16 protein-coding genes and 1 riboswitch are annotated in these 20,643 nt (G+C 75.3%); of the genes, 8 read left to right on the top strand and 8 right to left on the bottom strand.

What is annotated here, in order from left to right:
* Positions 1 to 161: 161 nt before the first annotated feature.
* Positions 162 to 1,463 (bottom strand): AI-2E family transporter, encoded by a 1,302-nt coding sequence (locus AB0J86_RS28810; protein ID WP_363860836.1) that lies wholly within the window; start codon positions 1,461 to 1,463, stop codon positions 162 to 164.
* Between the two features lie 134 nt (positions 1,464 to 1,597).
* On the opposite strand from AB0J86_RS28810, the gene AB0J86_RS28805 reads away from it, so the two are divergent.
* The gene (locus AB0J86_RS28805; RefSeq protein ID WP_363860767.1) at positions 1,598 to 1,945 is read left to right on the top strand and encodes a co-chaperone GroES; all 348 of its coding nucleotides are present in this window, start codon (positions 1,598 to 1,600) and stop codon (positions 1,943 to 1,945) included.
* Between the two features lie 163 nt (positions 1,946 to 2,108).
* Here AB0J86_RS28805 and AB0J86_RS28800 read toward each other — a convergent pair whose 3' ends face one another.
* Complete coding sequence (locus AB0J86_RS28800) at positions 2,109 to 3,779, bottom strand: PrsW family intramembrane metalloprotease (RefSeq protein WP_363860766.1); 1,671 nt, start codon at positions 3,777 to 3,779, stop codon at positions 2,109 to 2,111.
* 65 nt (positions 3,780 to 3,844) lie between these two features.
* A riboswitch (SAM riboswitch) is annotated at positions 3,845 to 4,002 on the top strand.
* 47 nt (positions 4,003 to 4,049) lie between these two features.
* Here AB0J86_RS28800 and AB0J86_RS28795 point away from each other — a divergent pair.
* Positions 4,050 to 5,576 carry an aminotransferase class V-fold PLP-dependent enzyme gene (locus tag AB0J86_RS28795; protein ID WP_363860765.1) on the top strand — a complete coding sequence of 509 codons (1,527 nt, stop codon included), beginning with the start codon at positions 4,050 to 4,052 and terminating at the stop codon, positions 5,574 to 5,576.
* Between the two features lie 193 nt (positions 5,577 to 5,769).
* Here the strand turns inward: AB0J86_RS28795 and AB0J86_RS28790 are convergent, their stop codons facing one another.
* Positions 5,770 to 7,257, bottom strand: a complete 1,488-nt coding sequence (locus AB0J86_RS28790; RefSeq protein ID WP_363860764.1) for an FUSC family protein — start codon at positions 7,255 to 7,257, stop codon at positions 5,770 to 5,772.
* A 108-nt stretch (positions 7,258 to 7,365) separates the two neighbouring features.
* Between AB0J86_RS28790 and AB0J86_RS28785 the strand changes: the two genes are divergently transcribed.
* On the top strand, positions 7,366 to 8,004 hold the full coding sequence (locus tag AB0J86_RS28785) for a metal-dependent phosphohydrolase (protein ID WP_363860763.1): 639 nt from the start codon (positions 7,366 to 7,368) through the stop codon (positions 8,002 to 8,004).
* 58 nt (positions 8,005 to 8,062) lie between these two features.
* On the opposite strand, the gene AB0J86_RS28780 is transcribed toward AB0J86_RS28785, so the two are convergent.
* Entirely contained in the window at positions 8,063 to 8,851 is a 789-nt protein-coding gene (locus AB0J86_RS28780; RefSeq protein ID WP_363860762.1) for a TioE family transcriptional regulator, read from the bottom strand.
* A gap of 58 nt (positions 8,852 to 8,909) precedes the next feature.
* On the opposite strand from AB0J86_RS28780, the gene AB0J86_RS28775 reads away from it, so the two are divergent.
* Positions 8,910 to 10,112, top strand: coding sequence for an erythromycin esterase family protein (locus AB0J86_RS28775; RefSeq protein ID WP_363860761.1), 1,203 nt, complete (start codon positions 8,910 to 8,912; stop codon positions 10,110 to 10,112).
* A 77-nt stretch (positions 10,113 to 10,189) separates the two neighbouring features.
* On the opposite strand, the gene AB0J86_RS28770 is transcribed toward AB0J86_RS28775, so the two are convergent.
* Positions 10,190 to 10,468, bottom strand: coding sequence for a DUF4031 domain-containing protein (locus tag AB0J86_RS28770; RefSeq protein ID WP_363860835.1), 279 nt, complete (start codon positions 10,466 to 10,468; stop codon positions 10,190 to 10,192).
* Positions 10,469 to 10,505: 37 nt separating this feature from the next.
* Between AB0J86_RS28770 and AB0J86_RS28765 the strand changes: the two genes are divergently transcribed.
* The gene (locus tag AB0J86_RS28765; RefSeq protein ID WP_363860760.1) at positions 10,506 to 11,990 is read left to right on the top strand and encodes an FAD-linked oxidase C-terminal domain-containing protein; all 1,485 of its coding nucleotides are present in this window, start codon (positions 10,506 to 10,508) and stop codon (positions 11,988 to 11,990) included.
* Positions 11,991 to 12,077: 87 nt separating this feature from the next.
* Here AB0J86_RS28765 and AB0J86_RS28760 read toward each other — a convergent pair whose 3' ends face one another.
* The 3 genes from AB0J86_RS28760 to AB0J86_RS28750 form a co-directional block, all read right to left on the bottom strand.
* The gene (locus AB0J86_RS28760; RefSeq protein ID WP_363860759.1) at positions 12,078 to 13,361 is read right to left on the bottom strand and encodes an alpha/beta hydrolase; all 1,284 of its coding nucleotides are present in this window, start codon (positions 13,359 to 13,361) and stop codon (positions 12,078 to 12,080) included.
* A gap of 298 nt (positions 13,362 to 13,659) precedes the next feature.
* Positions 13,660 to 14,244 carry a hypothetical protein gene (locus AB0J86_RS28755; protein ID WP_363860758.1) on the bottom strand — a complete coding sequence of 195 codons (585 nt, stop codon included), beginning with the start codon at positions 14,242 to 14,244 and terminating at the stop codon, positions 13,660 to 13,662.
* Between the two features lie 122 nt (positions 14,245 to 14,366).
* A complete protein-coding gene (locus AB0J86_RS28750) occupies positions 14,367 to 16,181 on the bottom strand; it encodes a glycerol-3-phosphate dehydrogenase/oxidase (protein ID WP_363860834.1) in 1,815 nt (604 codons plus the stop codon).
* Between the two features lie 324 nt (positions 16,182 to 16,505).
* On the opposite strand from AB0J86_RS28750, the gene AB0J86_RS28745 reads away from it, so the two are divergent.
* The 3 genes from AB0J86_RS28745 (at position 16,506) to AB0J86_RS28735 (ending at position 20,549) form a co-directional block, all read left to right on the top strand.
* Complete coding sequence (locus AB0J86_RS28745) at positions 16,506 to 19,049, top strand: S8 family serine peptidase (RefSeq protein WP_363860833.1); 2,544 nt, start codon at positions 16,506 to 16,508, stop codon at positions 19,047 to 19,049.
* Positions 19,050 to 19,149: 100 nt separating this feature from the next.
* Positions 19,150 to 20,088 carry a GNAT family N-acetyltransferase gene (locus AB0J86_RS28740; RefSeq protein WP_363860832.1) on the top strand — a complete coding sequence of 313 codons (939 nt, stop codon included), beginning with the start codon at positions 19,150 to 19,152 and terminating at the stop codon, positions 20,086 to 20,088.
* A gap of 215 nt (positions 20,089 to 20,303) precedes the next feature.
* The gene (locus AB0J86_RS28735; RefSeq protein ID WP_363860757.1) at positions 20,304 to 20,549 is read left to right on the top strand and encodes a hypothetical protein; all 246 of its coding nucleotides are present in this window, start codon (positions 20,304 to 20,306) and stop codon (positions 20,547 to 20,549) included.
* Positions 20,550 to 20,643 lie beyond the last annotated feature (94 nt).

Genomic DNA, 20,643 nt, shown 5'->3' with positions numbered 1-20,643 from the left:
GCGGACCGGGGCACTGGCGCGGGCCGGGGCACGGGCTCGGACCGGGGCACGGGCTCGGACCGGGGCACGGGCTCGGACCGGGGCACGGGCTCGGACCGGGGCACTGGCTCGGACCGGTCAGGGCGCGGACCGGTCACGGCGCGGGCGGGGACGCCCGGCGATCAGAGCGGCGGTTGGCTGGGTGCGACCACGATCGCGGTCGGGGGCACCTCGGGTACCCGCCGCCGGGCGAGCCGGCGGATCGCGGTGTTGAGCACGGCGACCAGCGGCACCGCGACGAGCGCGCCGACGATGCCGGCGAGCACCACGCCGGCGGCGATGGCGAGGATCACGGCGAGCGGGTGGATGGCGACGGCCCGGCCCATGATCAACGGTTGCAGGATGTGCCCCTCGACCTGCTGCACCGCGATCACCACGCCGAGGATCACGAGGGCGGTGACCCAGCCGCTGTCGACCAGCCCCACGAGCACGGCCACCGCGCCGGAGAGGGTCGCGCCGACGATCGGGATGAACGCGCCGAGGAACACCAGGGCGGCCAGCGGAAACGCGAACGGGACGTTGAAGACGACCAGGAAGATGCCGATCCCGACCGCGTCGATGAAGGCGACCAGCACGGTGGCCCGTACGTAGGCGACGAGCGTCGCCCAGGCGGCCTGGCCCGCGTCGTCAACCCGCCAGCGGGCGTTCAGCGGCAGCAGGCGAACCAGGAAACGCCAGATCTTGCCGCCGTCGCGGAGGAAGAAGAAGGTCGAGAAGAGCACCAGCAGCGTGCCGGTGAGCAGCTCGAAGAGGGTCGTCGCGGTGGAGAGCGCGCCGCTGGTGAGGGCCTGGGTGTTCTGGTCGATCCACTTCTGGCCCTCGTCAATGTACTGGTCGAGCTGGCGGTCCGAGAGGTGCAACGGCCCGGTCTGGAGCCACTCCTGGATCTGCCGGATCCCGGCCGTGGCGTTCTCGCTCAACTTCGGTACGCCGTTGATGAACTCGTTGACGACCAGGGTGAGCGTGCCGACGACCGCGCCCAGACCGCCCACCAGCACCAGCCCGGTCGCGAGCGAGCGGGGGAAGCGCGCCCGCAGCAGCCAGGTCACCGCCGGGGCGAGCAGCGCGGAGAGCAGCAGCGCGATGAGGACCGGGATGATGACGATGCGCACCATGCCGATCACCCGGAACAGCGCCCAGAAGACGACGCCGATCACCAGCAGCCGCCACGACCAGGCCGCGGCGATGCGCAGCGCGTGCGGTACGTCGGCGTCGTCCCGGCTGGCGGTGGAGGGGTGCGCGACGAGCGACTCCGGCTCGGGCGGCTCCGGCGGGGGCACCGCGAGCGACGCGAGCGCCTCGGCGGACTCCGCCTCCTCGCGCTCCCGGGCGGCGCGGACGGAGGTGCGACCCGCCTCGTACGCCCGACGCAACCGCGTCCGCAACTGCTCGAAGCGGCCCACGCCCACCTCCTCCTGCCGAATCGGCCTCCAACGTTAACCGGTGCCCGACTGCCGGCTCGTCCTGTTCAGGCCCTGAATTCTCCCCCACATCGACCCGCACCACACCCCGAGAACCTCCAGCGGCGGCGGATCCGCCGCAGGGTAGCGTTCCGATCGTGACCGCTGACCCGAACATCGACACCGGCCTGCCGATCCGCCTGCTGCACGACCGCGTCCTGGTCCGCCTGGAGGGGCGCGAGGGCGAGCGACGATCAAGCGCGGGAATCGTGATCCCGGCCACGGCGGCGATGGGGCGGAGGCTGTCGTGGGCGACCGCGGTCGGGGTCGGCCCGAACGTACGCTCCATCGTGGCGGGGGACCGCGTGCTCTTCGACCCGGACGACCGCTCCGAGGTCGAGCTGCACGGCCGCGACTACGTCCTGCTGCGCGAGCGCGACGTGCACGCGGTCGCCGCCCAGCGGGTCGAGGACGACGCGACCGGCCTCACCGGCCTGTACCTCTAGCCCCGCTCGCTACCTCCAGGGCCGCTCGCAACCTCTAGCGCCGCTCGCGGCGGGACCACTGCCGGCGCGGCCCCGCCCGGACCGGCGGTCCCGGCCAATGCCGACCGCGCCGGACCGGCGGTCCTGGTCACAGTGCCGGGCCGCGCCGGACCGGCGGTCCCGGTCAGTGCCAGGCCACGCCGCCGGGCGGGCCGAAGGGCTGGCCGTTCGACGGGCCACCGGGCTGGCCGGGCTGCGGGCCGTAGGCGCCCGGGTAGGCCGGGACCGGCGGCGGCACCAGGACGACCGGGATGGGGACCACCGGCTCGTCGGGAGCCTCCACGGTCCGCCGTACCCCGTCCGGGAAGGTCAGGTGGTACCGGGTGCCGTCCCAGACGCCCACCGGGGCCTGCGGGTCCTTCCCGACGAAGACCTGCCGATACGCGGCGATCTCCTGGAGCAGGCGCCGCTCCTCCTCGACCGCGCGGGCCAGGTCCGCCGGTCGGGCGTCCAACCCGCGCCGGATCCCGTCGCGCAGCAGCGCCAACCGGGTCGCCGAGAACTGGTAGCCCCGCATCGCCCGCGCGCCCGCGTCGCCGGCGACCCGCCGGGCCCAGCGCCGGGCCGAGTGCCGACGCCCGAGGCTGCCCAGCGAGGCGACCTCGGGCGGGGTGAGCCAGCCGGCCCGGACGTAGTCGGGCAGGATGCGCTCGACCAGCCGCCCCTCCCAGCCCCGCAGCCAGATCGCCAGGCCCAGTACGCCGAAGAAGACCGGCACCATGAACCCGACGTACCCGTAGAGCACGATGATGGTCTTGCCGGTCGCCTCGGCGAGCGACGGCGTGAAGTTCCAGGTGCCGTGCAGCATCATCGCGAGCAGCAGGCCGGCCAGCGGGGCGAGCACGCGCACCCGCCGGTCGGCGGTACGGGCGGCGATGCCGAGTCCCACGCCCGTCATCGAGGTGAAGAGCGGGTGGGCGAAGGCGCTGAAGAGCACCCGCACGATGAAGATCCCGAAGACGTTCTGTACGCCGGTGGCCGGTCCGTACTGTTCGGCGCCGGCGGCGTAGCCGTACCCGCCCAGGTAGAGAATGTTCTCCACCATGGCGAAGCCGACCGCCGACAGGCCACAGTAGACGATGCCATCGGTGATGCCGGACCACTCCCGGCGGCGGCCGACCAGCAGCAGGATCGGGCCGAGCGCCTTCATCAGCTCCTCGATGAAGGGCGCCACCAGCACCGCCACCAGGGCGTCGGGCAGGCCCCAGGACTGGAACAGGTCGGCGGCGAAGCCGTTCACGTGGGACGCGGTCAGCGTGGCCACGGCGGCGCCCCAGCCGAAGCAGAAGATCAGGTACTTGACCGGCTCCGGCTCGTACCGGTCGAGCCAGAGGAAGCACGCGACCAGCACCGGCACCGGCACGATCGCGGCGATCAACCCGACCAGCAGCGCCTCGGTGCCGAGCCGGTCACCCAACTGGAACGCCATGGTCACCGCGGAACCGGCGATCACCAGGATCGCGGCGCCCAGCACCAGCGCGCGGCGCCAGGCCGGCCGCCGCCTGACCACGGGCACCCCGAGTGGCCATCCCGGCTGCCCGCCGCCGACCGGACCGGGCAGACCCGGTGCGGTGGGGGCAGAGCCGGGCAGACCCGAGCTGGTCGGGCCGGGACCCGGCAGGCCAGGGCCGGCCACGGCCGGGCCGACGGGGCTGGTCGGGCCGGGACCCGGCAGGCCAGCGCCGGGCGCGCCGTCAGGGCCGGGCAGACCGGGCGCCGGGCCCGCGGACGGCGGACCGGCGGGGGAGGGCGGCGACGGCGGGTGCGAGGCTCCGCCGGACGGGGTGTCGGCCATGCGGTCAGCGTAGCCACCAGCCCCCCACTGGTCCCCGGCCATGCGACCTGGTTATGATCCCGGCAGGTCACGAGTGCCAGCGACCAACGGCCACGCACGCGATCTTCGCGGGTGGGGTCGAAGCCCCGGCTTGCTGGCCGGCAACCCTCGTCGAGGTTCGCGGTGGGGTGCCCCGGGTGATGACCGGGCCCAGCCCGATCCGTGTGCTGGGCAAGCGCGGGCCCCGCCTCCTGATCACCGGGGTCCCCGGACTGCCGGAGGTCACTCCTCATGCGCTCTGCCCTCGACTCCCAGACCGCCAGCGCCTGTTCGCCGGCCGGCACGACGCCGGCGACCGCCGCGCCGCTCGTCTCCCGGCCGGTCACCGCCGACGTTCTCGCGCCGCTCCCGGCGCCGGCCTCCGTGCCGGTCCCGCCGGCTCCCGGCCGGCCCGCGGCGTCCGTGCCGGTACGGGCGCCCGGCCGGCCGACGGTGCCCGTCCCGGCCTGGCCGGTCGCGCCCTCCACCTCGGCCGACGCCGTGTCCACCCACCCGGCCGACCCCGGGTCGGTCGCCCCGTCCGCCGCGCCGGGCGGCGAGCACCCCGACCGGCTCGACGTGCTCGGCGTGCCGGGTCAGATCAACCTCGACTACGCCGCCACCGCGCCCTGCGCCCGCGTCGCGGCCGACGCCGTGGCGGAGCTGCTCCCCTGGTACGGCAGCGTGCACCGGGGCGCCGGCGCCCTCTCCCAGCGCTCCACGCTCGCCTACGAGTCGGCCCGCCAGACGGTCGGTGACTTCCTCGGCGCCCGCGCCGACGATCACGTGATCTTCACGCGCAACACCACCGACGCGCTGAACCTGCTGGCCCGGGCGCTGCCGACCGGCACGACGGTGGTCACCTTCGCCGGGGAGCACCACGCCAACCTGCTGCCCTGGCCGGCCGGAGTGGTCCGGCTGCCGGTACCGGCCAGCCCGGCCGGCGCGGTACGGGCCGTCGACGCGGCGCTGCGGGAGCTGCGGCGCGACGGGGACGCCGGCGCGCCGATCCTGGTGGCGGTGACCGGGGCCAGCAACGTCACCGGCGAACGCTGGCCCGTGGCCGAGCTGGCGCTGGTCGCCCACCGGCACGGCGCCCGGATCGCGGTCGACGCGGCGCAGCTCGCGCCGCACGCGCCGGTGAACCTCGGCGAACTCGAACTGGACTACGTCGCCGTTTCCGGGCACAAGCTCTACGCGCCGTTCGGGGCCGGCGCGCTGATCGGGCGCGGGGACTGGCTGGACGCGGCCGAGCCGTACCTCGCCGGGGGCGGGGCCACCGCGCACGTCGGCGCCGCCACGCACGACGTACGGTGGGCGGCCGGGCCCGCGCGGCACGAGGCCGGTACCCCGAACCTCTTCGGCGCGGTGGCGCTCGCGGCGGTCTGTGGCGCGCTCGAGAGCGCGGACCGGACCGTGCTGCACGACCGGGAGCAGGCCCTGCTGGCCCGCCTGCGTACCGGCCTCGCCGAGCTGCCGGGCGTCGTGGAGCTGCGTACCTTCGACGCCGACGCGCCCCGGGTGGGCATCGTGTCGTTCGTGGTGGCCGGCCGGGACTCGTCCGAGGTGGCCGCCGTGCTCGGCCGCGAGCACGGGATCGGGCTGCGCGACGGCCTCTTCTGCGCGCACCCGCTGGCCCGGCGTCTGCTGGCCGAGGCCGCCCAGCGCGCCGGACGCGACGACCTGCCGCCGACCGCGCTGCGCGCCAGCATCGGGCTGGGCAGCACCGTCGAGCACGTCGACCGGCTGGTCGACGCGCTCGACACGCTGGTGCGGTAGCCGGCTGCTCGCCCGCTCCGCGCTACCTCGCCCCGCCGCGCGGCGCGGCCACACCCGCCCGCGCGGGGCAGCCAGGCCACGCGGGGCAGCCCAGCCACGCGGGGCAGCCCAGCCACGCGGGGCAGCCCAGCCACGCGGGGCAGCCCAGCCACGCGGGGGCGGCCCGGACCGGCTGCGGCAGGGACGGCGGGCGCTAGGCGGCGGCGGGCGGCTGCGGCGAGGCCTCGGGGGCGTTGCGGGCCACCCGCCCCACCGCGCGACGGACCAGGCGGTTCGACTCGTCCTTCTCGATACCGGTGGCCCGGAGCAGGTCACTGGCGGTGGTACGGACCTGGGCGACGACCACGCTGCCGGAGAAGCCGACCCCCTCGGCGTACGCCCGCCCGGCCTCGTTGACGGCGCGGAGCGCCCGCTCGCGGGCACCCACCGGCTCCAGCCCGGTGCCCAGTTCCTGGAGCAGCTGGCGTACCGCGTCGGCCAGTTGGCTCACGGCCAGCGGCAGCGACGGCGGGACCGGTTCCCCGTCCTCCAGTACGGTCACCGAGCGCCGGACCAGTGTGCCGCTGTTGTGCACGGCGTGGTCGATGTACTCGGCGCTCTCCACGTACTGGACCAGCGCCCCCTTGCCGCGCCAGCGTACGGGCGCCAGCGTCACCGTCTCCCGGCCGCCCTCCAGCGCCTCCGCCAGCGCGTCCATGTGCGTCTCCACCTCGCGCAGCCGGTCGAGCGCCGCCTGGGCGCGCTGCGGGTCCTTGTTCGCCAGGGCCTGCGCGGTCACCGCCAGCTCCTCCGCCAGGGTGTCCAGCGCCGGCCGGGCCGCCCGGTCCACCACGCGCAGCGGGTTGAGCGGCAGGAGCAGCCCGACCACGAGCAGCGCGACCCCGCCCCCGATCAGCGCGTCGATGACGCGCGACAGTTCCGGCGAGGACTTCGGATGGACCGTGCCGAGCAGTACCGCGGTCGACGCCACCTGGCTGACCACCGCCGGATTGCCGCCCACGAAGATCGTCACCATGATGGCCAGCGACACGATCAGCGCGAGCTGCCACGGTCCGGAGCCGAAGATCAGGATCAGGAGGTCACCGACCCCGATCCCGAGGGCGACGCCGAGGATCAGCTCGACGGTACGGCGGAAGCGCTGGCCCACCGAGGAGGCCAGCGTGCCGACGGCCGAGATCGGGGCGAAGACCGGGTCCGGGTTGCCGATCAAATCGGTCGCGATGACCCAGGCCAGGGCGGCGGCGATACCCGCCTGGAGCGCCAGCACCAGGTTGAAGCGGACCCGGTGGAAGCGCTCGCGAACCGTCGGCCCGGACCGGCGGCGGACCTCGGAGATCAGCTGCCCGACGGGCCGGCCGTGCTCGGGCCGGGGCAGGTTGATTCCGTCGACGTGCACCGTGCCCCGGTCGGCCCGGTCCTGACGCCCAGCCCCGTCCTGACGCCCGGCCCCGTCCTGGCGCCCAACGCCGTCCGCACGGCGGGTCTCTTTTTCCCGGCCCGAGGTCGCTTCCTCCAGGTCAGCCTGTTCCGCCAGGTCGCGGTCCTCCGCCCGGTCACGCTCCAGGTCGCGGTCTTTCGCCCGGTCACGCTCCAGGTCGCGGTCTTTCGCCCGGTCACGCTCCCGATCGCGGTCTTCCTCCCGGTCGCTCCCTTCCTCCCGGTGGTCCGATTCTGCGGGCATGGCGCGGAGTACCCGCGCGGGACACCTTGAAAAGGCGGACCGCCCATCAGTCCGGGAGAATCGGTACGGCGTACCGTCCACGGTGGCCGGCGGGGCAGACTGGTCGGCGTGGGAAGCCTGATCGAGCAGTGGCGGGCAACGGTCACCGGTGCTGGTGCGACGGACGGGACGGCGGTGCACGCGGCCGGTACCGAGCTGCTCCGGCGCTGGCGTGAGCCGCACCGGCGGTACCACACGATCACGCACCTGACCGGCGTGCTGTCCGTGGTGGACGCGCAGGCGGCCTGGGCGGCCCGGCCGGACCTGGTCCGGCTCGCCGCGTGGTGCCACGACGCGGTCTACGACCCGCGGGCGCCGGGCGACCGCAACGAGCGGGAGAGCGCCGCGCTCGCGGCCACGCTCCTGTCCGGGGTCGGGCTGCCCGAGGCGGCGGTGACCGAGGTACGGCGGTTGGTGCTGCTCACCGCGCGTCACCGCGTCGAGCCCGGGGATCGCGACGGGGAGCTGCTCTGCGACGCCGACCTCGCGATCCTGGCCGCCCCGGCCCCGGAGTACGACCGGTACGCCGAGGCGATCCGGCGCGAGTACCGGCACGTGCCGGAACCGGCGTTCCGGGCCGGACGCGCCGAGGTGCTGCGACAACTGCTCGCCCTGCCCGCGCTGTACCGCGTACCGGCGCTCGCCGCCGACCGGGAGGCGGCGGCCCGCGCCAACCTCGCCCGGGAACTCGCCACGCTCGGCGGGTAGCCGGTCCTGCCTGAGCCGGCGTTCGAGCAGGCCAGGCCGCGCGGGACGAGGGCGACGGTCAGCGGTAACCACCCGACGACCGGACCGGATCCGGGCCTGGCGGGGCGGTGGTGTCGGCGCTCGGCGCGGCGGGCCGCGCCGAGCGGCGATCGAGGTACGCCTCCAGCGCGGCGGCGCCGGTGAGCATGGCGCGGCCGCGGGCCGAGAGGCGGGCGTGCCAGTCCCGCAGCGCCGACTCCAGCGGCGCGACGCCTCCGGCCGAGCGGACCTGGGCGATCAGCGGGGCGATCTGCTCCAGCAGATAGCCGCCCCGTCTGAGCTGGTGGGCAAGCCGGGCGTCGCGCACGTCGGCCGCGCTGTAGATCCGGTAGCCCGTCCGTGGGTCGCGGCGCGGCTGGACCACGCCGGCCCGTTCCCACTTGCGCAGGGTCGCCGGGCGGATGCCGAGCCGCCGCGACAGGGGACCGACGAACGTGTCGCCGCGCTCCTGCGGCACCGGTTCGAGGTCGCGGAGCGCGGCCTCGACGGCCTGGAGGGTGCGGCGGTCGTCGAGAAGCTGGGCGTGACTCTCGTCGACGAGCCGGAGCGCCTCCTCGGTCGCGTCCCGGTTGATCGCCTGCATGATCGACGTGGCCGTCTGGTGGCCGTGTCCGGGCACGAGGGCGAGGAACGCGCGCAGGGCCTGCGCGTGCAGCCGCGTGTAGGTGCGGTAGCCGTGCGGGGTGCGTTCGGCGCCCGGGAGGATGCCGGCCGCCTCGTAGTTCCTGATCGCCTGCGTGGACAGCCCGTGCCCGCGCGCGAGGTCAACCGGCCTGAGCCGCCCGTCGTCTTGAAGGTTTCGCCGCACTTCCCGACCGTATTCGCGGATAAGTTTCAACCGTCGGTTCAACGATACCGTTGAAGGAATGATTGCTGCTATCACCGGCACCGCCCATGCCGTCGACGCCGCTGGCGTCATGCGGCTGCTCCCGGCCCGGCCGCGGCTGCTCGCCCTCGGCGAGCCCACCCACGGCGAGGAGGTCCTGCTCGGCCTCCGCAACGAACTCTTCCGGCAGCTCGTCGAGGAGGAGGGCTACCGGACCATCGCGATCGAGAGCGACTGCGTGATGGGCCTGGTCGTGGACGACTACGTCGCCTCGGGCACGGGCACCCTCGACGAGGTCATGGCGCGCGGCTTCAGCCACGAGTGGGGCGCCTTCCCGGCCAACCGTGAGCTGGTGCGCTGGATGCGCGCCTACAACGACGGCCGGCCCGCGGCCGACCGGCTGCGCTTCGCCGGGTTCGACGGCCCGTTGGAGATCACCGGCGCCGCTAGCCCCCGGCAGGCCCTCACCGCGCTCCACGGTTACCTCACCGCCTGGGTGGACGCCGACCTGTTGCCCTGCCCGGCGGAGACGCTCGACCGCCTGCTCGGTAGCGACGACCGGTGGACCAACCCGGCCGCGATGACCGACCCGTCCCGGTCCGTCGGGCGTACGCCCGAGGCCCGGCAGCTGCGGCTGCTCGCCGACGATCTGGTCGAGCTGCTGTACGAGCAGACCCCCCACCTGGTCGCGGCGTCGTCGCGGGAGGGCTGGGACCGGGCGCGCCTGTACGGTCGCACCGCCACCGGCCTGCTGCGCTACCACTTCTGGATGGCCGACCCGTCGCCCAGCCGGATGGCGCGGCTGCTCGGCGTACGGGACTCGATGATGGCCGCCAACCTGCTCGCCCTCGCGGAACGCGGCCCGGCCCTGGTGAACGCCCACAACGGTCACCTCCAGCGGGACCGGAGCGCGATGCGGATGGGCGGCCTGCCGGTGGAGTGGTGGAGCGCGGGCGCGATCGTCGGCACCCACCTGGGCGAGGAGTACGCCTTCCTCGCCAGCGCCATCGGCACGATCCGCCACCGGGGCGTCGACACCCCGCCGCCGGACACCGTCGAGGGGCTGCTGTACGCGCTGCCGGAGGAGCGGTACCTGGTCGACGCCCGCCGGCTGGCCGCCGCCCTCGCCGAGACGACGCCCGCCGCCCGGGTCTCCCCCTGGTTCGGCTACTCCCCACTCGATCCGGGACAGGTGGCCGGCACCGACGGGATCGTCTTCGTCAAGGACGCCCGGGAGAGCTAAGGCCCGCACCGACCGGTACCGGTCCAGGTGGCGGCCGGGCGTCGTCGGGCACTCGCCCGCGGCGCCCGGCCGGCGTCTCAGCGCCCCGCGCGCCCGGTCACCAGGTGCTTGGGGCGGCGCAGCCCGGACGCCCGCAGCAGCCGGCTGATCTCCCGGCTCGGTACCACCCGGGCGCCCAGCCAGACCGCCATCGCGAAGCGCTCGGCCGGCAGGTCGTAGTGGTCCCGGTCGAACCCGCGCGGCGGCGCACCCAGCATCTCGGCGAAGGTGTGCAGCTCCGCGTAGGAGAGGTCGCTGATCAGGTGCGACCAGAGCCGGCCGCGGGCCTGCCAGGCCGGCGGGTCGAGATAGAGCATGGCCGCCACGGTAGCCGCCCGGATAGCCTCTGCAGGCATGTCCGGTTCTCCCCTGCCCGATGCCCTGCCGGCCACCTCCCCCGATGATCCACTCGTGGCCGGCGCCGACTCCCCCACCGGCGGCCCGCCCGCCGGCCTCCTCGACGAGCTGCGCGCGGCCCTCGGCGAGAACGCCGTGCTGACCGACCCGGACCTGCTCCGCACGTACCAGCGCGACCAGGCCGATCTCTGTGACGCCGGACTGCCCGCCGTGGTCACCCGGCCGCGCGACACCGCCGGCGTCGCGGCGGTGGTGCGCGCGGCGGCCCGGTACGGCTCGCCGGTCGTCCCGCAGGGCGCGCGTACCGGCCTGGCCGGCGGCGCCAACGCCGTCGACGGCGCGGTGGTCCTCTCCACGACCGCGATGACCGAGATCCTGGAGATCGACCCGGTCAACCGGATCGCCGTGGTGCAGCCGGGAGTGGTGAACGCCACCCTGGCCGCCGCGGTCGCCCGGCACGGTCTGCGGTACCCGCCGGACCCGGGCTCCTGGGAGTCCTCCACCATCGGCGGGAACGTCGCCACCAACGCCGGCGGCATGTGCTGCGTGAAGTACGGCGTGACCACCGAGTACGTGCTCGGGCTGGAGGTGGTGCTCGCCTCGGGCGAGGTGCTGCGCACCGGGCGGCGTACCGCCAAGGGGGTCGCCGGCTACGACCTGACCCGGCTCTTCGTCGGCTCCGAGGGGACCCTCGGCGTAATCACCGAGGTGACCGTCTCGCTGCGCCCCGCCGCCGAGGAGTCACTGACCCTGGTCGCGGTCTTCGACTCGACGGTCGCGGCCGGTACGGCGGTGGCCGAGATCTCCGCCCGGGGCCTCACCCCCAGCCTGCTGGAGCTGCTGGACCAGACGCACCTGCGCACCATCGAGGCGTACCGGCCGATGGGGCTGCGTACCGACGCGAAGGCGCTGCTGCTCGCGGCGGCCGACACCGGTCCCCGGGCGGCGGCCGACCTGCGCCGGCTCGCCGAGGTCTGCGAGTCGGCCGGTGCCGCCGAGGTGTTCGAGGCGACCGACGCGACCGAGGCGGCCGCCCTGCTACAGGCGCGCCGGCTGGCGCTGCCGGCGATGGAGCGGTTCGCCGCGGAGCGGTACCCGAACGGCAGTCCGGGGATCATCATCGACGACGTGGCCGTGCCGCGCGCCGCGCTCGCCGCCCTGCTCGACGGCGTGGAGCGGATCGCCGCCGAGTGCGAGGTGCCGATCGGCATCGTCGGGCACGCCGGCGACGGGAACATGCACCCCAACATCGTGGTGGACCGGGCCGATCCGGAGAGCGTGCGGCGGGGCCAGCTGGCCTTCGACGCGATCATGCAGCTCGGGCTGGACCTCGGCGGCACCTGCACCGGCGAGCACGGCGTCGGCCTGCTGAAGCGGGACTGGCTGGCCCGGGAGATCGGCCCGGTCGGCGTACGGGTGCACCAGGCGATCAAGGCGGCCCTCGACCCGGCCGGACTGCTCAACCCCGGCAAAGTCATCTGACCTCGACGGCACCGGAGCCGGCGTCGCCAGGGGCACGACGCCGGCTCCGGGGCCCGCCCCGAGATGCGCGCAGGGCACGGGCGCTCGTCAGCAGACGGTGCCGTCGGCCGGCGGCGCGAGAGTCACCAGGTACCTGACGGTCGCGTCGGTCGCGCATCGGCTGTTCAACTGCCACGCGGAGTGGCCGTCGCCGTCCCAGCGCAGGAGCACGCTGCCGGGCAGCTGCCGGTGGACCCGCTCCGCCCAGGCCGGCGGCGTCGCGACGTCGTGCGTGCCGGACAGCAGCAGCGTCGGTGGCAGCGCCGACGCCGCGGACGCCGGCCACGGGTGCGGTTGCCACCTCGGCGGCACGGGCCAACCCGCGCAGCCCGAGGCGATGTCCCAGAACTCGGAGTAGCCGCGCAGCGCGGGGGCGTTCTCGCGCAGCTGGAGCCCGGTCTCGGGCAGCCGGCCGACGAAGTCCGTACCTATGTCCTGACAGATGATCGCCCGGTACATCCCGTACATCGCCTGGTTCTCCTGCATCCCGACCGCCCGAAGTCCCGTACCCTCGCCCCGCTGTGCCGCGCTCAGCGCGTTCACCAGGTCGGGATACGCCAGCGGGGTCTGCAGATAGGCGTTCACCCCCAGCTGCACCTCGTAGGCGCTCACCGGTTGGCCATCCGACCGGAGGCCACCGCGATCGGCCAGCGCGAGGATCTGCGTCAGTGCTGCCCGGACGTCCAGCCCGCATCCCTGCGTCGCGCACCAGCCGGCGAAGCGCTCGACCCCGTCCTGTACCGCCCCGGCGCCGTCGAGCACCAGTTGGCGCGCCGAGAGGGAACGGTCGACCACCGCGTCCAGCGCCAGTGCGCGCAACCGCCGCGGAAACAGCTCACCGTAGGCCCGGCCCACCATCGTGCCGTACGAAACACCCAGGAAGCTGATTTTCGGTTCGCCGAGGCGCCCCCGGACCAGGTCCAGGTCCCGGGCCACGCTCAACGTGTCCAGGTGCTCGGCCAGGGGGCCGCTGAGCTCCCGGCAGGACTCGGCGAATTGGGCGTTCGCACCGACCAGCACGTCCAGTCCCCGGCGATCGACCGGGAAGCGGTTCACCGCGGGGTCGTAGGCCGGAAGTCCACAGGAGAGCCCCTGGCTGCCGGCGACCCCGCGCGGGTCGACGGCGACCACGTCGAACCGATCCAGAATCTCGCGACCGAAGTACTGCTCGGCGTAGACGGGTGACGTCACGTATCCCACCGCCCCGTTGCCCGGACCGCCGGGGTTGAACATCAGTACCCCGATCCGCTTCTCCGGATCCGCGGCGGGAAGCCGGGCCACCCGCAGATCCACCCTGCCCTGTCCGGTGGACCAGTCCAGCGGCGCGGTCACCGTCGCGCAGCGCACCGAATAGCCCGGAGGCGCCTCCGGGCACGGGCCCCAATCGACGGGTTCCGCCTCCCTCGGGTGGGCGGATCCGCTGCTCGCCGTGCCCACGACCAACCCGAGCGCAAGAAGTACGCCGACTATCGACCGTTTCATGATCCTCCCTCGATCGGCACCATGATGGCCGGTGCGACCGCGCGCCGGAGCGCGCCGGAAGACATTCCAGGGAGAAGCCGGGGTGCGGGTGCCGGGAAGAATTCAGGGTGCCCCCGAGCGAGGTGGTACGCCCGCTCGTAGGCGCGGCCTAGAACGCCGTGGCGCCCTCAAGCAGCCGGACGACGGCGCTGGCGGTCTTCGGTTCGCCGTGGCCGCAGGCGCGCCAGAAGATCAGGGTCGAGCTGGTGGTCAGCGCGTAGGTGAAGCCGTCCGAGCAGCCGCCCTGCACGCCCCGCTCCTTGGCCAGGGCCGGGCTGGTCAGCAGCCCCTGCAACTGCGCGCGCTGGCTCGTGCCGAGGGTCCCGGACTGGCTCTTGCCCGCCTTGCGGTCCTGGTAGCTCCAGCGGCCGTCGGCCTCGACGGTCAGGGTCTGGGAGACGCCGGCCACCCCGCCGCCACGCGCCACGGTGACCCGTACGCCGCCGGTGGCCGGCGGCTTCTCCGTCTTCTTGGGCGGGCTGGAGGGGGACCTGGTCGGGGTGGCGGTGGTCGCGGCCGCGCTGGGCGTGGGGGTGGGCGCCTCGGTGGTCACCGAGGGCTGCGCCGACGCGCTCGGGGAGGCGCCCGCGTCCCAGCGGGCCGGCTCGCTCCCGCCCCCGCAGGCCGACAGCGCCAGCATCAGCATGCCGCCGACGATCAGGGCTCCGGTACGCAGACATGGACGCTTGCTCATGGCCCGTACGGTACGGGCTGCGACTACGCCGCGCCCGCCCCCTAACGCCCCCACCGGGGTCTTCCCCTATCGCCCTATCGCCGACCGGTGGCGCGGCCCCACTCCCCTGAGCCGCGCCCCGGTCAGCTGGACGAGTTGAGCCGGGCGGGGTCGGTCTCCACGTCCCGGTCGGCCGCGAACCCCCGCACGTCGGGCACGCCGAGTCGGGCCGCGTCGGCGGTGGCGTCGTCCGGCATCCGCTGCGACTGCCGCTCGGCCTCCACCCGGGCCAGGTAGTGCTCGACCTCGCGGCTCCGCGCCGCCGCGTCCCAGCCCAGCACCGCCCCCATGATCTCAGCCGCCTGCTCCGCCGTCTCGGTGCCGCGGTGCTTGGTCTCGATCGAGATCCGGGTACGTCGGGTCAGCACGTCGTCCAGGTGCAACGCGCCCTCGGCCCGCGCGGCGTACGCGACCTCGGCCGCCAGGTACTCCGGCGCCCCGGCCAGCGGGGTGGCCAGCAGCGGATCGGCCTCGACCAGGGCGAGCACCTCGACGGTGAGGACGCCGTACCGTTCCAGCAGGTGCTCGACCACCCCGACCGGCAGGCCGTGCCGGCGGGCCAGGTCGGCCCGGTCCCGCCACATCGCCGGGTACCCGTCGGCCCCGAGCAGCGGCAGGTCGGCGGTGCGGGACGCGCGGGTGCCGGGCAGCCGGCGGGCCGCCTTGTCGACCACGTCGGCGGCCATCACCCGGTAGGTCGTGTACTTGCCGCCCGCCACCAACAGCAGCCCGAGCATCGGCTCGAAGACCGCGTGCTCGCGGGAGAGCTTCGAGGTCGAGTCGGCCTCGCCGGAGAGCAGTGGGCGCAGGCCGGCGTAGACCCCCTCGATGTCCGAGGTGGACAGCGGCCGGTCGAGGACCGGGTTGACCTGGTCGAGGAGGTACTCGATGTCACGCGCGGAGGCGGCCGGGTGGGCCCGGTCCAGACGCCAGTCGGTGTCGGTCGTACCGATGATCCAGTGGCCGCCCCAGGGGAGCACGAAGAGCACCGACGTCGCGGTCCGCAGAATCAGCCCGGCCTCACCGGTGATCGCCGAGCGGGGCACCACCAGGTGCACCCCCTTGGAGGCGCGCACCCGCAGCCCGGGGCGGAGTCCGACGTCGCCGAGCATCCGCGACATGTCGTCGCTCCAGACCCCGGTGGCGCCGATGACGGTACGGGCGCTCACCTCGAACTCCGCGTCCGGCGAGGCGGGGTGCGCCTCCATGTCGCGCACGCGTACGCCGGTCACCTCGCGCGCCTGCCGGAGCAGCCCGACCGCGCGGGCGCTGGTGACCACGGTCGCGCCGAGGCTGGCGGCGGTGCGGGCCAGGGTGACCACCAGCCGGGCGTCGTCGACCTGGCCGTCGTAGTAGCGGATGGCCCCGGCCACCGCGTCGGCGCGCAGGCTCGGGAAGAGCCGCCGGGCCCCCTCGCGGGTCAGGTGCCGGTGCAGCGGCATCCCCCGCCCGCCCCCGAAGGCCCCGGCGAAGGCGTCGTACGCGGCGACGCCCGCACCGTAGTAAGAGCGCCGCCAGGCCCGCTGCGGCAGCCCGGTCACGCCGCCGGCCGCGGGCAGCGGCACCAGGATCGGTACCGGCCGGACCAGGTGCGGCGCCAGCCGGGTGGCGAGCAGCCCGCGCTCGGTCAGCGCCTCGTGGACCAGGTGGAATTCGAGCTGCTCCAGGTAGCGCAGCCCACCGTGGATCAGCTTGCTGGACCGGCTGGACGTGCCGGCGGCGAGGTCGCGGGCCTCGACGAGGGCGACCTTGAGCCCGCGGGAGGCGGCGTCGACGGCGGCGCCGGCGCCGGTCACCCCGCCGCCGATGACGAGCACGTCGAACCGTTCCGCGCGGAGTCGGCGCAGGTCGGCCTGGCGGCGGGACGGGGACAGCTGGCCGGCGGCGTACCGGGACACGTTGGGGTCGCGCACCCGTCCACGTTAACCGCCTCGCGGGCGACCGGCCGAGTGTCGTCCGGGTCGTACTGTTTCGGCATGCAGGACGGCCCCCCACAGCCCGCCGGCGAACCGGCGCAGCCACCCCCCTTCCCCCAGCCCGGCGCCGCGCCGCCCGCGCCGCCCGGTGCCGCCTGGCCGACCCCGCCGGGTACCGGCTGGCCGGCCCCGCCCGGCGGTCAGTGGCCGGGCGGCCGTCCGCCGTCGTGGAACGGACCCGGCTACCCGCCGCCGTGGAGTACGGCCGGCTACGCCCCGCCGCGTCCGGGGCCGAACCCGTGGGCCGTGGTCGCCGCCGTGCTGGCCGGTCTCTGGACGGTCGCCGTGACCGTGGCGGCGCAGGCCGTCGACTGGCTCGTCGACCAGGTCATGCTCGCCACCGGGCTCACCCAGCCGGCCTGGGCCTGGCCGGTGGTCGGGCTGGTCGACGCGGTCCTGGTGGGCGTACCGGCCGGGTTGCTGGCCCTCCTGCCCCGCTCGGCCGCGCTCCGGTCCGCCGGGCGGGTGTGGCTGCTCGGCGCGCTCGCCGTCGGGCTGATCGGCCTGCTGCGCGCGGTACCGCCGGCCCAGCACGAGCTCTACCTGGGGGCGCTGGCCGCGGCGGCGGCGCTGGCCACCTGGGCGGTACGCCGCTGGGCCCGGTCCCGCCCCGCCGGGCCGAACCCACCGGACCCTGCTCCCGCCGGGCCGACCCCGCCCGACCCTGCTCCCGCCGGCTCGAACCCGCCCGATGAGGTCCCCGCCGACCGGGTGCCCGCCGGCGTGGCGGGTGCCGGCCGCGCGGGCGGTGCGGCGGTGACCGGTTTCGCCGTCGCGGGGGGTCTCGCGCTGCTCCTGCCCTGGCTCTGGCTGGGGGCACTGGGCGGGGTGCTGGAGACGCTCCTGGCGGTCCTCGCCGCCCTCGCTGTCGGGTCGCTCGCCGCCGCCATCCTCGATCCCGCGTTCTGGGCCGCGTACGGGGACCGGCCCGGGACGGACCGCCGCCCCGTCCAGCTGGTCCTGGTCGGCGGGCTGGTGGCCGGGGTGGCGCTGCTCCCGCTGGCCGCCGCCATCGGGCACGCCGGTACGCAGCTCGCCGCCATGATCGTCCTGCCGCCGGTCGGGTTCGCCGCCGCCGCGCTGCGGCTGCTGGCCGACCGCGCCGCCCCGGCCGCCCCGGCCGCCCGGCCCGAAACGAATCGCCCCGAGGATGGACATACCCGGTCAGACCGGATCGGGTCGGCGCCGGCCGGTACCGGTGCGCTGCGCTGGCTGGTCGGCCTCGCCACGCTCGGCCCGCTGGCCTTCGCCGACCCGGAGGAGATCTCGCTGCTGCTGGCCACCACGCGCGACGTCCCCTTCTGGGCGCTGATCGCCGCGGCCGGCTCGCTCGCCGTCGCGCTGCTGCTCGGCGCCGGGTACGCCGTCGGCTTCGGCCGGGCCCGGGCGTCCGTGCCCCGGCGGGCCGGCCTGGTGGCCGCCGCCGTGGTGCTGCTCGCCGGCGGGGCCGTCTACGCCGGGCCGGGTCAGCCGGGCTTCCACGGCGAGCGGCTCTTCGTGGTGCTACGCGAGCAGGCCGACCTGAGCGGTGTGCCGACCGGCGCGTTCGGCCAGGCCGGCCGGGACGCCCGGGCCCGCGAGGTCTACCGGCGGCTGGTCGCCACCGCCGAGCGTACGCAGGCGGGGTTGCGCCGGGACCTCGACCGGCTGCACCTGCGCTACACCCCGTACTACCTGGTCAACGGGGTGGACGTGGAGGGCGGCCCGGGGATACGCGCCTGGCTGGCGCGGCGGCCCGGGGTGGCCCGGGTGCTGCTCGACCAGCGGCTGCGCCCGTTGCCGGCCGCCGCGGGCGTGAGCCGCGGTGACGCCGCCGCCCCAGCGGGTCCACAGTGGAACATTCGCATGATCGGCGCGGACCGCGTCCGCGAACAGCTCGGTGTGGACGGTACCGGGATCGTGGTCGGCAGCTCGGACTCCGGCGTGGACGGTGGCCATCCGGCGCTGGCGAACGGCTTCCGCGGCGGCGACGATTCCTGGTACGACCCGTGGAACGGCACCCGGTCCCCGACCGACCACGGCGGGCACGGCACCCACACGCTGGCCACCGCGGTCGGCGGCGGCGGTGTCGGGGTGGCGCCGGGCGCCCGCTGGATCGGCTGCGTCAACCTCGACCGCAACCTCGGCAGCCCGGCGCACTACCTGGACTGCCTCCAGTTCATGCTCGCGCCCTTCCCGCCGGGCGGGAACCCGTTCGCCGACGGGCGCCCCGAGCGCGCCCCGCACGTGCTGACCAACTCGTGGGGCTGCCCGCCGATCGAGGGCTGCGACGCGACGGCACTCGCGCCGGCCACCGCCGCGCTGGCCGCCGCCGGCATCTTCTTCGTGGCCGCCGCCGGCAACACCGGCCCGCGCTGCGGGTCGGTCGAGGACCCGCCGGCCCCGTACGCCGACGTGTTCACGGTGGGCGCGGTGGACCGGGCCCGGGAGGTCACCGACTTCTCCAGCCGGGGGCCGACCGGCGGCGGGGCGGCCAAGCCCGACGTGGTGGCACCGGGCGCGGGCGTGCTGTCCGCGATGCCCGGCGGCACGTACGAGGCGCTCGACGGCACGTCGATGGCGGCGCCGCACGTGGCGGGCGTGGTGGCGCTGATGTGGTCGGCGAATCCGGCGCTGGTCGGCGACCTGGCCCGTACCCGGGCGATCCTGCGGGAGACGGCCGCGCCGGCCTCCTACCGGTCGCCGGCGCCGTCGGAGGAGTGCGGGCAGCCGGAGAACGTCCGGGGCACCGGCCTGGTCGACGCGTACGCGGCGGTGCGGGCGGCACGAGAGGCGGGGCCGCCCCGGTAGCCGGTCCCGTACGCACGGTCTCCCGACCGAAGCCGGACCGCCGGCGTACGGCGCACCCGCTACAGTCGCGCTTGTGGATCACGAGTTCGCGATCGTCGAAATGACCGACGATCACCTGCCCGCGGTGGTCGCGCTCTGCCGGGCCGCGCTGGACCTGCCGGAGGACGCCGCCGAGGCCGAGGTGATCGTGACCCGGGTCCGGGAGACCGGTGCGCTGCCGGGATCGGCCGGCCCGCGCGCGGTCGCGGGCTTCGTCGCCGTGGCCGGGGACGCGCCGGTGGGTGTGGTGCTCGGCTCGACCGGTCACGCCGACCCGTCCGCCGGCCACGTGGACCTGTTCGCGGTCGATCCGGCCCACCGGCGGCGGGGAATCGGACGGGCGTTGCTGACCCGGATGGAGGCGGCGCTGGCCGCCCTCGGCGCCACGGAGGTGCTGCTCGCCGGCAACCCGCCGCACTACGCCTGGCCCGGCATCGACGTGCGCTACACCCCGGCGGTCTGCGCGGCGCTCGCGCTCGGCTACACCCAGGACCGCACCGCCTGGAACATGACCGCCGACCTCTCGTACGACGACTCGCCCGCGCTGCGGTCCACGACGGCGGGCGAGCGACGCCTGGCCGAGGCGGGGATCTCGGTACGCCGGGCCGGGCCGGACGACCTGGACGCGGTGGTGCGCTTCGCCACGGCCAACTTCGGTCCCGCCTGGGGCGCCGAGGTGACCGACTCCATCGCCGGCACCCGCGCCGGCTGCCACATCGCGGTACGGGCCACCGAGGAGGGCGGCGACGAGGTGCTCGGGTTCGCCTCGTACGGATCGTCCCGGCCGAGCTGGTTCGGCCCGATGGGTACCGCCGACGCGGCGCAGGGTCTGGGCATCGGCGGGGTCCTGCTCCGGCGCTGCCTGCGGGACCAGCGCGACGAGGGGCACCGGCGGGCCGAGATCGGATGGGTGGGACCGGTGCCGTTCTACGCCGGCGCGGCCGGCGCCCGCATCGAGCGCGTCTTCTTCCTCTACCGCAAACCGCTGACCGCCGGCTGAACCCGTACCGCCGATCGGCGTCGGCCGCCCTCGGTGGCATTGCCGGCGACGAATCGGACCAGGCGGGCGCGCCGGCGCGTACGGAAGCGACCGCGCGATCACTCACCGTCCCGGCGCATTACCTGAAAATGGGCGAAAGGGAAATAGCCCTACATTGCCCGTTTTCTCTGCGCGCTTCGCGGAGTGCTTCTACGGTGGGTGAAAGGGGGGAAGTCATGACGAAGGACAACGAACCCGATGACGATCTCCGCCCGGTCGCCTGGGCACCGGTACCGGAGGCGCCCGCCGAGGTGCCCCTGGGCCGGTTCGACTACGGCGACGCGATCCAGCGGGCCGAGATGGACGGCATCGAGGAACTGGTGACCGACGAGCCGTTGGAGATGGTCGACGCACCGATCCCGCTCCGGCGCCCGTACGGGCGTACCGAGAAGCGCCGCAACCAGCGGCCACTGCCGACATGACGGAGGGGGGGGGGGGGGCGGGGCGGGGCCCCCCCCCCCCCCCCCGTGCCGCGGGGCTGCCGTGGGGGGAGGCGGGGGGGGCGGGGCCGCGGGG

Source organism: Micromonospora sp. NPDC049559 (genome assembly GCF_040676675.1).
GTDB lineage: Bacteria > Actinomycetota > Actinomycetes > Mycobacteriales > Micromonosporaceae > JBFAPK01.
This window is presented reverse-complemented; position numbering and strand designations above follow the sequence as displayed.